The sequence below is a fragment of the Paenibacillus phytohabitans genome, from assembly GCF_013141775.1.
GTDB classification, from domain to species: Bacteria; Bacillota; Bacilli; order Paenibacillales; family Paenibacillaceae; genus Paenibacillus_AQ; species Paenibacillus_AQ phytohabitans.
On record NZ_WHOB01000097.1, the window covers coordinates 289,835 to 303,290 of the forward strand.

A 13,456-nucleotide genomic window follows, 5' to 3' on the forward strand; every position below is an offset into this window, starting at 1 on the left:
GTGGAATTCCATATATATCCCTTTTTTTTGCATTTCAGGCTTTTTGTTAAAGATTTCACGAACTTACAAAATAAGAAATTAGACAAATGGCCATTTTTTTCATAAAATCTAATTATGTGTCTCAAAAAAATTGTCGAAGGAGGTGTTGATGGGGATGGTTCGTTATGTTGCCAATAAGTTCTTCTATATGCTTGTCTCGCTGTTTGTGCTAATTTCAGCGACCTTTTTTCTGATGAAAGCCATTCCGGGGGACCCGTTTACTTCTGAAAAGAAAGTTCCGCCGGAAATAAAAGCGCGTTTATACGAGCAATATGGACTGGACAAGCCGCTCTATCATCAGTATTTCAAGTATTTGGGTGAAATTGTCCAGGGTGATCTGGGTGTATCCATGAAGCGTCTGAATCAGGATGTAACTCACTTGATCGGACAGACGTTCTCGGCGTCTCTAAAGCTGGGGGTTATCGCAATTATTGTGTCGGTTATTGTCGGAGTCTTTCTCGGCATGATGGCGGCACTCTATCACCGCAAGTTTATTGACAGTGCGGCTATGGTGCTGGCGGTGCTGGGGATTGCAGTTCCGAGCTTTGTAGTCGCCTCGCTGCTTCAGTATGTGTTCGCCTACAAGTTCCACATGTTCCCGGTTTCCGGATTTAAGGGGCCGCTGTATTATGTCTTACCTGTAACCGCACTCTCGGCACAGCCGATAGCCTTTATAGCGAGGCTAACGCGCTCAAGTATGCTGGAAGTGCTGCATGCAGATTACATCAAGACGGCTAAGGCCAAAGGCCTAAGCTGGGCAGCAATCCTAAGCCGTCACGTACTGCGGAACGGAATTCTGCCGGTTGTAACTTATATGGGACCTATGACGGCTAACATCGTAACAGGTTCTGTAGTTATCGAGCAGATCTTCGGTGTCGGCGGTATCGGTAAGCAATTCGTCGAAGCGATTGGTGTGCGTGACTATACCGTTATTATGGGGATTACGATCTTCTACGGTGTATTGCTCATGCTAGCACGCTTTATCACGGATATTGCTTATGTGTTTGTAGATCCGCGTATCAAACTAAGTGGTGGAAAGGAGGGCTAAAGATTGGCTTCTGACAAAAAATTGGTATCGCAGGATGCGAGCCTGAAACCGGAAGATTTCCGTAAAATCGGAATTGATGAGCGGCAAGCTGAAGTCATTCAGCGCGAAAGTTTGTCTGCCTGGCGGGATTCCTGGGAACGTCTGCGCCAGAACAAAATGGCAATGACAGCACTGGGTATTCTTGGACTGATTATCCTTGCGGCGCTTATCGCTCCGTTGTTCTCAAAGTACAATTACTACTCAAATGATTTGCTCAGTACCAATAAGCCTCCTTCATCCGAGCACTGGTTTGGTACAGATGATCTGGGACGCGACATCTTTGTCCGTACCTGGTACGGTGCACGTATCTCACTGATTGTCGGCCTGGCTGCCGCTGCCATTGACCTTTTGATCGGGGTTATCTACGGCGGAATCATGGGTTACTTCGGTGGACGTGTAGACAATATCATGAATAAAGTATCTGAAATTCTTTACTCCATTCCTTACCTGCTGGTTGTTATCCTGCTCCTGGTTGTGCTTGAACCAAGCCTTGGGACGATCATCCTGGCGCTGACGATAACGGGCTGGATTACCATGTCCTGGATTGTCCGCGGCGAGATTATGCAGCTGAAGAACCGTGAGTTCGTTCTGGCTTCGCGTTCGATGGGTGCAGGGTCCAAAAGACTGTTGTTCAAACACCTTTTGCCGAATGCGGTAGGTCCGATTATCGTAACCATTACACTGTCTGTACCAAATGCCATCTTTGCTGAAGCGTTCCTGAGTTTCCTCGGACTTGGTGTACAGGCTCCTGTAGCTTCCCTCGGATCGATGATCAATGATTCACTGACTGGCTGGCTTTATTATCCGTGGCGTTTCCTGTTCCCGGCTATCCTGATCAGCTTGACCATGCTTTCCTTTAATATTTTTGGTGACGGTCTCCGTGATGCACTGGATCCTAAGCTGAAGAAATAAGGAGGTGAACAATGATGGAACCCATTCTGCAAGTCAAGGATTTGCAAGTTTCCTTTTTTGTAAAAGGCGGAGAGGTTCAGGCTGTACGCGGTATGAACTTTGAAGTAGGCAAAGGCGAGACCGTAGCCATTGTCGGTGAATCCGGCAGCGGCAAAAGTGTCACTGCACAGTCAATTATGCGGCTGCTGCCTGCCCCGCTCTCCAAAGTGAAGCAAGGCGAGATTGTTTTTCAAGGAAAGAATCTGCTGGACCTTAGCATGAAACAAATGGAATCGATTCGCGGCAAAGATATTGGCATGATATTTCAAGACCCGATGACTTCTTTGAACCCAACTATCAAAGTGGGCAAACAGATAACCGAAGTTTTGATCAAACATCAGAATATGTCAGCGGCCGAAGCGAAACAGCAAGGTATTGAAATGCTGCAATTAGTAGGCATTAAAAATGCGGAGGCTCGCTTTAACCAATATCCCCACGAATTCTCCGGCGGGATGCGCCAACGCGTAATGATTGCCATTGCTCTGGCCTGCCGCCCGGCTCTCCTGATTGCGGATGAGCCGACAACGGCGCTTGACGTAACCATTCAGGCGCAAATCATGGAAGTTATGAAAGAGATGCAGCAAAGACTAGGGACCTCCATCATCCTGATTACACATGATCTCGGCGTGGTTGCCGGCATGTGTGACCGGGTCATCGTAATGTATGCTGGTGAAGTGGTCGAAACAGGGACACGCTGGGAGATTTTCAAGAATCCCCAGCATCCTTACACCAAAGGTCTTTTGCGGTCGATGCCGCGTCTTGACCAAAAGAAGGGTGAGCCGCTGATTCCGATCATCGGTACTCCCCCGGATCTAATTAAGCCGCCGGTCGGTTGCCCGTTCACAGCGCGTTGCAGCGAAGCAATGCATGTCTGCGAACAGATCGATCCCGGCGCCACAGAGTTCAGCGAAACGCATATGGCGCGCTGCTGGAATCTGCATTCGATGGCCAAGGAGGTGCAGTTCGTTTGAGTAAGAATCTGATTGAAGTAGAAGGTCTTAAGAAGTATTTCAATGTAGGCAAAGGAAGAGTTCTTAAGGCTGTTGATAATATTAATTTCTCGATTCGCGAAGGCGAAACCCTGGGTATGGTAGGGGAGTCCGGTTGCGGTAAGACTACTGCAGGCCGTACGGTTCTCCGCTTGTACGAGCCGACTGCAGGAAGCGTGAAATACAATGGTGTAGATATCTACAAATTGTCCGGCAGCAAAATGAAGGCTATGCGCCGTGATATGCAAATGATCTTCCAGGATCCGTATGCCTCGCTTAATCCGCGGTTAACGGTTTCGGATATCATTGGTGAAGCACTGGACATTCACAATCTTGCGGGAAGCCGTCAGGAACGCAAGAAACGGATTGAAGAGCTGCTTGACATGGTTGGACTTAATCATGATCATGCAACCCGCTATCCGCATGAATTCTCAGGCGGCCAACGCCAGCGTATCGGTATTGCCCGTTCCCTTGCGGTTAACCCTAAGTTCATCGTCTGCGATGAGCCGATCTCCGCGCTGGACGTGTCCATTCAGGCACAGGTAGTCAACCTGCTCAAAGAACTTCAGGATCGTCTTGGACTTACTTATCTCTTCATTGCGCATGACCTGTCCATGGTTAAACATATCAGTGACCGTGTAGCTGTTATGTACCTGGGTAAAATGGTTGAACTTGCAGAAAGCGAAGAATTGTACGCTAACCCGATCCACCCGTACACCAAGTCGCTGCTCTCGGCGATTCCGGTTCCGGATCCGGAAATCGAAGCGAACAAAAAACGCATTCATCTGCATGATGAGCTGGGCAGTCCGATCTATGCTGCCGGCGAAAAAACAAATGACAGCGAATTTGAATTGGTCGAAGTGTCCAAGGGACATTTTGTTGCTAAACAGTTCGCTTAAAATTTAACAGCAGCATAACCGTAGGCGGGAGCGTTCAGCTCTCGCCTATTCTTTCAATATAAGCTTGTATAGCTCCATGCCGGCGCTTCTTTCTTTGACGCCGCACCTAACTTTGGATACAATCATAAAGGGTTTACCGATTTATGATTACATACAGCAGGTTATAGTAGAACAGGAGGCAATTGCATATGAATGTTGTACCGGAACCACTTCCTGGCGGATCTGCGCTCGCCAGTGACTATATACATCAATATGAAACTGTAGGACATTTGTACGGCGGGGATTTCCGCAACCGGGAGAGCCGGGTTAAGCGCGCAGAATGGCTTGATGGAACGGCAAGCCTCCGTGCAGACCGTACCGGGGTTGTTTCATACCTACGCAGCTATAACGCAGAGCATAATGCCCATGATGCGGTAATGCGCTCCCTTGACTTATTGGAGCAGCCGGATACGCTGGTGGTCACAGGCGGCCAGCAGAGCGGTTTGTTCACAGGTCCGCTCTTTGTAGTATATAAGGCTATTACTGCAATTCAGGCTGCGCGGGAAGCAGCAGCCCAGCTTGGGCGTCCCGTTGTTCCGCTGTTCTGGATTGCCGGTGAAGATCATGACTGGGATGAAGTCAACCATACCTATGTACTGAACCGGACGGGCGAAATTACGCGGATTAAGCTGGATAAAGGCGAAGGTCCGCGTTCTTCTGTCAGTGAAATCAAGGTGGAAGCAGAGAGCTGGCTTCAGGCTATAGGGCAGCTGGACGGACTGCTGCAGGATAGCGAATTCAAGCCGCAGGTTATGGAGTTTGTCACAGCAGCTTCGCTGGGTGCGGACAATATGACTGCAGCTTTTGCCAAGCTGATGGGTTCTCTGTTTGGGCAATACGGGCTGATTCTGCTGGATTCTGCCGATTCCGCGCTGCGCAGACTTGAAATGCCAATGTTTGCTGCAATGATCAAGCGCAATGACGAACTCGAGGCTGCCTACACCGCAGCGGCTGATCGTATTGCTGCGGGCGGATACGTGCTGCAGGCGGATGTGACACCCGGGAATGCCAACCTCTTTTATATCCATGAAGGCGCAAGGCTTCTGCTCCATAAGGAGGGGGACAGATTCACAGACCGGAAATCGGTGGTATCATTCTCCCGCACAGAGCTGCTGGAGCTGTTGGAGAGCCACCCTGAGCGGTTCAGCAACAACGTGCTGACACGGCCTTTGATGCAGGACTATGTACTGCCAGTGCTGGCTACGGTGCTGGGACAAGGAGAAATGGCTTACTGGGCGATTCCGCATCAGGCCTTTAAGGTGATGGGCGGACAAATGCCGCTGATTATTCCGCGCATGTCTTTTACAGTCATAGAGGGAACGCTTCACAAGCATATGGATAAATACGGACTATCCTTCACGGATGTACGTCTTGGTCTGGATGATAAACGCAAAGAGTGGTTAACGGCGCAGGATGAGCTGAAGATTGAAGAACGGTTTGAACAGACCAAAGCCGCATTCTCCGCGATGTACGAGCCGCTGATTGAGCAGCTTGGCGGAATTCAGGCAGGTCTGCTGAAGCTGGGGAACAGCAACAAGGACAAGATTATGGATCAGATTTCCTTCCTGCAGGGCAAAGCACTGGATGCGATGGAGAAGCAGAATGAGGCGGCGCTGCGGCAGTGGGAACGGATTGAGCTGTCCGTTATGCCTCTGGGTAAACTGCAGGAGAGAGTATATAATATGATGTATTATCTGAACCGTTACGGTCCGGGCTGGCTGGAGGAACTAATGGCCGTACCCGCCGATTACAGCGGAACACACCGCATCATTTATATGTAGGAATATATTTTAGGAGGTTATAACATGAGTTCTTTGTCCAAGGAAAATAGTATCGTAACCGATATGTCGCTCGCGCCCGAGGGGCATCTCAAAATCGACTGGGTTCGCCAGCATATGCCGGTACTGAACCGTATCCGTGAGCAGTTCGAAGCGGAGCAGCCGTTCAAGGGCCTTAAGGTATCGATCACGCTTCACCTGGAAGCCAAGACCGCTTACCTGGCCAAGGTGGTACAGGCTGGCGGTGCCGAAGTTACGATTACCGGCTCGAACCCGCTGTCCACACAGGATGATGTGTGTGCCGCATTAGTTGAGGACGGCATCACCGTGTTCGCCAAATATAATCCGTCACCAGAAGAATTCAAGGCGCTGAACATCAAGGCGCTGGAGAGCAAGCCGGATCTGATTATCGATGACGGCGGAGATTTCGCCACACTGCTGCATTCTGAGCGTCCTGACCTGATGGAGAATATCCGCGGCGGCGCTGAAGAAACAACTACAGGAATTATCCGGCTGAAGGCGCTGCAGAAGCAAGGCATGCTGAAGTTCCCGATGGTGGCTGTAAATGATGCCTATTGTAAATATTTGTTCGATAACCGCTATGGCACAGGCCAATCGGCATGGGACGGCATTGTTCGCACAACCAACCTGATTGTAGCCGGCAAGACAGTGGTTGTAGTGGGCTACGGCTGGTGCGGTAAAGGTGTAGCGATGCGGGCCAAGGGTCTCGGAGCGAACGTGATTGTTACTGAAGTGGATGCGATTAAGGCCGTAGAAGCCCACATGGACGGATTCCATGTGATGCCAATGCTGGAAGCAGCGAAGCGCGGCGACTTCTTCGTAACCGTTACCGGCAACAGGTATGTTATCCGCGGCGAGCATTATGATGTCATGAAGGATGGTGCGATCCTCTGTAATGCCGGACACTTCGATGTTGAAGTGAACAAGCCGGAGCTGGCTGAACGCTCCACCTCCCAGCGGACGGTGCGGAAGAATATTGAAGAGTATCTGCTGAAGGATGGACGCAAGCTGTACCTGCTGGCTGAAGGACGTCTGGTGAACCTGGGCGCAGCCGATGGCCATCCGGCAGAAATTATGGATACCACCTTTGCGCTGCAGGCATTATCCCTCAAATATGTGAATGATAATTATAAAGATATCGGCGTCAAGGTGGAGAATGTTCCGTATGAGCTTGATGAGCAGGTTGCGCGTTATAAGCTGGAGAGTCTGGGAATCGCCATTGACAGCCTGACGCAGGCACAGGTGGACTACCTGGACAGCTGGAATCTGAACGACTAAAGAATGGATCTGCAAAACCCGGAGCCAATCAACTGGCCCGGGTTTTTATTTTTTACGGAATATTGCAGAGCCACTTGACAAACAAGAAAAAATTACCTTGCTTCGGAAAAAGGTTTTTGATTTTTAATGGCGAATCTATTATGCTTAAGTGGTGAAAAGTGGGGCAAAGTGGGGAATCGGTACTTAGGGGTGGGGAAAGATCATGTTTATGGGGGAATACCAGCATAGCATTGACGACAAAGGCCGGATCATTATCCCGGCTAAATTCCGTGAATTGCTCGGAACCTCCTTCGTGGCGACCCGCGGCCTCGACTCCTGCTTGTTTGTTTATCCCATGGAAGAATGGGGAATCATGGAGCAAAAGCTTAAAAGCCTATCACTGATGAAATCGGATGCCCGTGCCTTCAGCCGCTTTTTTTTCTCGGGAGCGACCGAATGTGTATGGGACAAGCAAGGCAGGGTGAATCTGCCGGGGAATCTGCGGCAATATGCCAAGCTGGACAAGGACTGTGTTATTCTGGGCGTTTCGAACCGGGTGGAGATCTGGAACAAGGAGCTATGGGAGCAGTACTTCGAACAGTCAGAGGAATCGTTCAACGAGATTGCCGAGAAATTGGTTGATTTCAATTTTGATCTATAAAACATACAATTCGAATTACTGCCTTGGAGGGATGCAGCTTGTTTCACCACATCACGGTGCTTAAGGAAGAAGCGACAGAAGGGCTGCACATCAAGAAGGATGGTATATATGTTGACTGTACGCTCGGAGGAGCCGGGCACAGTTCGCTTATTGCATCCAAGCTTAGCGGCGAAGGCCGGCTGATCTGTCTGGACCAGGATGACTGGGCGCTGAACAATGCCAAAGAGAGATTGGCCGAGTACGGAGACAAAGTGGTTACGGTTAAGACCAACTTCCGTGACCTCGAGCAAGTGCTGAAGGAACTGCCTTTTGTTCCGCAAAAGGACGGAGTTCCCCAAGTGGACGGGATTCTGTTCGATCTGGGGGTATCTTCTCCGCAGTTTGACGAAGGGGAGCGGGGCTTCAGCTACAATCACGATGCTCCGCTGGATATGCGGATGGACCAGTCGGCACAGCTGACTGCGGCCGATATCGTCAATACCTGGAGTGAACAGGAAATTGCCCGTGTGCTTTTCCAGTATGGAGAAGAGAAGTTCTCACGGCGGATTGCCCGCAAAATTGTGGAGCGCCGGGAAGAACGTCCGGTGGAGGGCACCGGAGAATTGGCTGAGCTGATTAAAGAGGGCATTCCAGCGGCTGCGCGGAGAACAGGAGGACATCCTGCCAAACGGAGCTTCCAGGGCCTGCGGATTGCTGTCAATGATGAGCTGGGAGCTTTTGAGGATGGCCTGCATGCTGCTGTACGCTGCCTTGCACCTGAGGGAAGAGTATCCGTAATTACCTTCCATTCGCTGGAGGACCGGATCTGCAAACAGATTTTCAGCAGCTATTTAAGCAGATGTACCTGTCCGCCTGATCTGCCCTACTGCGTGTGCGGCGCCAAAGGAACCCTGAAACTGATTAACCGCAAGCCCATCGTACCCGGAGAAGAAGAACTGGAGCTTAATTCACGTGCCCGTTCAGCCAAACTGCGCATTGCAGAGAAATTGTAAATGACGATAAAGGAGAGTCAGAGATGGCCTATACCCGCGGCAATTTAGCAGTTCAACCCAAGAGAAAAGAAGAGGTAAACCCGCTTTACCGTGAGAAGACAAAAGTCGTCACCAGGCGGAGAGTGCTTCCGCTGCAGGAGAAGCTTTTGTATATGATGACGCTGGGAGCCTTTATCCTGGTATCTGCCGCCCTGATCTGGCGTTACGTCCATATTTATGATTTGAACTTGCAGGCACAGAAGCTGGATAGCGAGATCGCGAAGAGCAAGAAGCAAATTGCTACCTATCAGATGGAGAAGCAGACCCTTGAACAGACGGTGGTCAAGCGGGCGGAAGAGATGGGATATAAGACTCCTCCTGTAGATTCAACAATCTATGTACCGCTTAGTAAACAGGTCACTGACAAAGCCGGCAACTAATCAGCGATTGACTTCAATCGCAATAATAGAATCTGTGAGGTTTGCTATGGTAAAAAGAATAAAACTTCGCACGCTGTTTATAGGAGGGTGTATTACCCTCTTTTTTCTTGTTTTAGTCGGCAGAGTTTTCTGGATTCAGGTAATGCAGAGTGAAAAGTGGCAGAAGGAAGCAGCTACGCAGTGGGCACATACTTCAACCATCAAGGCGGTCCGCGGTGTGATTGAAGACCGTAACGGCAGTGTTCTGGCCAGTGACGTTCCTGCCTATACTGTTGTGGTTGACCCCGAGGTCATTGCCGAGAAGGGGATCGGCCAGGAGGTCATCCAGGGACTGAATGAACTGCTTGGCAAGCCTGAAGATCAGCTGAAGAAACTGGTAGAGGCCAAAGACGATAAGGGCAACTACTATAAGAACCGGGAGATCCGCAACGAAGGCTGGAAGATTAATCAGGATCTGGCCGATAAGGTAACGGCTTTTGTGGACAAGCTCAAGAAAGAGCATGATACCCTGGAAACGGGTGTAGGTCTCGTAAGGGAGCAGAAGCGTTATTATCCGAAGGATTCGCTGGCTGCGCATATTCTGGGCTACACCGACAGGGACGGCAATGCGGTCATGGGTCTGGAAAAGTACTTCGACAAACAGCTCTCCGGTACGGATGGTAAGCTGAATTATCAGAGTGACGGCAAGGGAATCAAGCTGCCCGATTCGCAGGATAGCTACCAGCCTGTAGTGAACGGAAGCAATTTCAAGCTGACCATCGACAGCACCATTCAGCACTATATCGAAGAGGCGATGAAGAAGGCTTATGCCGAGTACAAACCAAAGTCGATAAGCGTCATTGCTGCCGATCCGAATACGATGGAGATTCTGGGACTGGCAAATATGCCGACCTTCAATCCCAATGAATATTATGACCTTAATCAGGATGCGGCTGGCTTCTATAACCACGCGATCATGTCGAGATTTGAGCCGGGCTCCACGTTCAAGATTGTACCGCTGGCCGGTGCCGTTCAGGAGAAGCTGTTTAATCCCGAAGAGACCGTCCATTCGGGCTCTATCCGGATCAAAGGGTACAGCAAACCGATCTATGATATGAACAGAGCCGGTTATGGAGATATCACCTTGCTTCAAGGGGTCAAACGTTCAAGTAACGTAGCCTTTGTCAAGATTGGTTATGAGCTGCTGGGCCAGGAAAAGCTGCTGAAATATATCAAGGATTTCGGCTTTACGGAAAAGACAGGCATTGACCTTCCGGGTGAGACCACCGGTATTGTCAACCCGAATCCGAACAGGCCGATAGAGAATGCTACCTTGGCCTATGGCCATGGCAAGCTGCTGGTTACACCGATTCAGCAGCTCACGGCGATGGCTGCGATTGCGAACGGCGGCAAGCTGATGGTGCCGCATGTAGTGAAGGAAGTTACCGATCCTAATACAGGCAAGACTACGGTGACTCAGCCGGAGGTTGTACGGCAGGTGATTTCAGAGGAAAGCGCCCGCGAAACCGGCAGCTACCTCGAGCAGGTCGTGGCAGACCAGGTAATCGGAACCGGACGGCATGCTTATATCGAAGGATACCGGGTGGCCGGCAAGACCGGAACGGCGATTAAGCCTGACGGCAAGGGCGGGTATGACCGGGATAAGGTACTTGCCTCCTTCCTCGGCTACGCTCCGGCCAATAATCCGAAGATCGCGGTATTCGTCGTAATTGATGAGCCTGCGGATGCTGCCGGCGGCGGAGCCGCAGCCGGACCTATTTTCAAAGAGATAGTCTCGCAGTCCCTGCAATATATGGGCGTACCCAAAACGGTTGAATCGGATAACACAGTGGGAAGCAAAACGTCAGTCAAGCTGGCGGCTGACTCCTCAGAGCTGCGCAGTACACCTGATCTCGTGAACAAAACCGTTAAGGAATCCAGACAGCTGCTCCTTAATCAAGGCTTTGACTTCGAGATTGTCGGCACAGGGGCAAAGGTAATCAGCCAATATCCGGATAAGAGCACAAAGCTTGCCGCCGGACAGCGGATTTATCTGCTTACCCAGCAGGATGAAGCAATAACTATTCCCGATTTGAAGGGAGAATCTTTGCGTGATGCCCTGGAAATTCTCAATCTGCTCAAAGTAGGGATAACGGTTGAGGGCGAAGGTTATGTCACAGAGCAGACGCAGACCAAGAATAACAACAAAACGCATATTTCTCTGAAGCTCAGTCCCCTGAATGAATACGGGGAGAATATCCCTGTAGCCGTCAACGTTGACCCCGATGCAGAGGATTCTGCGGAGTAGCGCCTGTATAGGCTTGTTCTAACCCCTGTTTGTCCCGAATAGTCATGAAGATAAGAGATCATGTCTATACGAGCGAAAGCGGGGAGAACGGAATGAAGGTTTCGAAAGTCGTAACTCGGCGGAGAATGCTGTGGACGCTGCTGGGACTGGCCGTGTTGTTCGGTTCGCTGGCCGTGCGTCTTGCCTATGTACAGTTATCACAAGGGGAGAAGCTGAGCGCCAAGGCTGAGGAATCCTGGCGGCGGAATATTCCCTTCACCGCCAAACGCGGCGAGATTCTGGACAGGGAGGGCGTTGCACTGGCTTATAATATCAGCTCGCCAACGATCTATGCCATTCCTGTGCAGGTGAAGGAAAAGGAACAGACCGCGAAGCAGCTGGCTCCGCTGCTCGGTATGACCGAGGAGAAGCTGGTCACTCTGCTGACCCAAAAGAAAGCCTCGGTGAAACTGCAGCCCGGCGGCCGCAAAATTACGATGGAGCTTGCCGCGAGCATCCGTGATTTGCAGCTGCCGGGCATCGTTGTGGCTGAGGATAACAAACGGTATTATCCCTTTGGCGATTTAGCCGCACATATTCTCGGCTTCACGGGAATAGACAATCAGGGGATCACCGGGATAGAGAGCATATACGATAAGCTGCTTCAGGGCAGCGCTGGCAATATATCGTATCTGTCCGATGCCGGAGGACGGCTGATGCCTGGCTCCTCGGAGAAGTATACCGAGCCGCAGGACGGGCTGAGCCTGCAGCTGACGATTGATAAGCAGATTCAGTCGATCATGGAACGCGAGCTGGATCAGGCCATGGTGAAGTATCAGGCGCAAGGTGCCTGGTCGATTGCGATGGACCCCCGCAATGGTGAGATTCTAGCCATGGCAAGCCGTCCGGGTTATGAGCCGGGCTCCTATAAGGAATACGATGCCGATGTATATAACCGGAATCTGCCGATCTGGATGACGTACGAACCGGGGTCCACCTTCAAGATCATTACCCTGGCTGCTGCACTGCAGGAGGGGAAGGTTGATCTGCAGCATGAGCATTTTTTCGATCCGGGATATATTGAAGTGGGCGGTGCCAAGCTGCGCTGCTGGAAAAAAGGCGGCCACGGAAGCCAGACGTTCCTTGAAGTGGTGGAGAACTCCTGCAACCCCGGGTTTGTTGCCCTGGGACAGCGTCTCGGCAAGGATACCCTGTTTAAGTATATCCGTGATTTCGGGTTTGGCACGAAGACAGGGATCGACCTCAACGGTGAAGCGAACGGGATTCTGTTCAAGCCGGCGCAGGTAGGTCCGGTCGAGCTTGCTACCACGGCCTTTGGCCAAGGGGTATCCGTAACACCGATCCAGCAGATTGCTGCGGTGTCTGCAGCAATTAACGGCGGCAGGCTGTATACTCCGCATGTTGCCAAAGCCTGGATTAATCCGGATACCGGTAATATAGTATCCGAGGTAGAGCCGGAGGAAGTGCGGCAGGTGATCTCGGAGGAGACTTCGAAGAAGGTGCGGGCCGCCCTTGAGAGCGTGGTTGCCAAAGGCACAGGCCGGCCGGCGTTTATTGACGGCTACCGTGTGGGCGGCAAGACAGGGACGGCACAGAAGGTTATTAACGGCCGGTATTCTCCTACGGAGCATATCGTTTCTTTTATCGGATTTGCACCAGCGGATGATCCGCAGATCGTAGTCTACACTGCAGTTGACAATCCCAAGGGAATTCAGTTTGGGGGTGTGGTAGCAGCTCCGATCGTCCAGAATATTCTTGAGGATTCGCTTCATTATCTGAAGGTTCCGCAGCGTAAGGATCAGCTGCCGAAGACCTATAAATATGGGGAGACTCCGATTGTAACAGTTCCCGATTTAACAGGAGCTACCGTTCAGGATATTTATGAGGATTTGAACATGAATTTCATGCTGGCCCGCTCCGGATCAGGCAATACAGTGATTAATCAGGCACCCAAAGCGGGGGCAAGAGTGGAGCAGGGTTCAACCATCCGGATTTATATGGGAACTTCCAGTGAATAATAGGGTAGTCTGACAAATG

At 50.9% G+C, this 13,456-nt stretch carries 11 protein-coding genes; all 11 read left to right on the forward strand.

Annotated features, from left to right (window positions below; translation table 11 throughout):
* Positions 1-154 precede the first annotated feature (154 nt).
* Positions 155-1,087, forward strand: coding sequence for an ABC transporter permease (locus GC101_RS34795; protein WP_039304450.1), 933 nt, complete (start codon positions 155-157; stop codon positions 1,085-1,087).
* A gap of 3 nt (positions 1,088-1,090) precedes the next feature.
* Positions 1,091-2,038, forward strand: coding sequence for an ABC transporter permease (locus tag GC101_RS34800; protein WP_281365947.1), 948 nt, complete (start codon positions 1,091-1,093; stop codon positions 2,036-2,038).
* 14 nt (positions 2,039-2,052) lie between these two features.
* Entirely contained in the window at positions 2,053-3,048 is a 996-nt protein-coding gene (locus tag GC101_RS34805; RefSeq protein WP_042141541.1) for an ABC transporter ATP-binding protein, read from the forward strand.
* Positions 3,045-3,965, forward strand: coding sequence for an ABC transporter ATP-binding protein (locus GC101_RS34810; RefSeq protein WP_039304228.1), 921 nt, complete (start codon positions 3,045-3,047; stop codon positions 3,963-3,965). Before GC101_RS34805 ends, GC101_RS34810 begins: the two co-directional genes overlap by 4 nt.
* A gap of 188 nt (positions 3,966-4,153) precedes the next feature.
* Positions 4,154-5,785: a bacillithiol biosynthesis cysteine-adding enzyme BshC gene (gene bshC / locus GC101_RS34815; RefSeq protein ID WP_171721012.1), complete on the forward strand. Its 1,632-nt coding sequence runs from the start codon at positions 4,154-4,156 to the stop codon at positions 5,783-5,785.
* Between the two features lie 24 nt (positions 5,786-5,809).
* Positions 5,810-7,081, forward strand: a complete 1,272-nt coding sequence (locus tag GC101_RS34820; protein WP_171721013.1) for an adenosylhomocysteinase — start codon at positions 5,810-5,812, stop codon at positions 7,079-7,081.
* A 202-nt stretch (positions 7,082-7,283) separates the two neighbouring features.
* Positions 7,284-7,721 (forward strand): division/cell wall cluster transcriptional repressor MraZ, encoded by a 438-nt coding sequence (gene mraZ / locus GC101_RS34825; RefSeq protein ID WP_039304237.1) that lies wholly within the window; start codon positions 7,284-7,286, stop codon positions 7,719-7,721.
* A 38-nt stretch (positions 7,722-7,759) separates the two neighbouring features.
* Complete coding sequence (gene rsmH, locus GC101_RS34830; protein WP_039304239.1) at positions 7,760-8,713, forward strand: 16S rRNA (cytosine(1402)-N(4))-methyltransferase RsmH; 954 nt, start codon at positions 7,760-7,762, stop codon at positions 8,711-8,713.
* Positions 8,714-8,736: 23 nt separating this feature from the next.
* Entirely contained in the window at positions 8,737-9,132 is a 396-nt protein-coding gene (locus GC101_RS34835; RefSeq protein WP_042139392.1) for a hypothetical protein, read from the forward strand.
* 142 nt (positions 9,133-9,274) lie between these two features.
* Positions 9,275-11,419, forward strand: coding sequence for a PASTA domain-containing penicillin-binding protein (locus tag GC101_RS34840; RefSeq protein WP_246354640.1), 2,145 nt, complete (start codon positions 9,275-9,277; stop codon positions 11,417-11,419).
* Between the two features lie 92 nt (positions 11,420-11,511).
* On the forward strand, positions 11,512-13,437 hold the full coding sequence (locus GC101_RS34845) for a stage V sporulation protein D (RefSeq protein WP_171721015.1): 1,926 nt from the start codon (positions 11,512-11,514) through the stop codon (positions 13,435-13,437).
* Positions 13,438-13,456 lie beyond the last annotated feature (19 nt).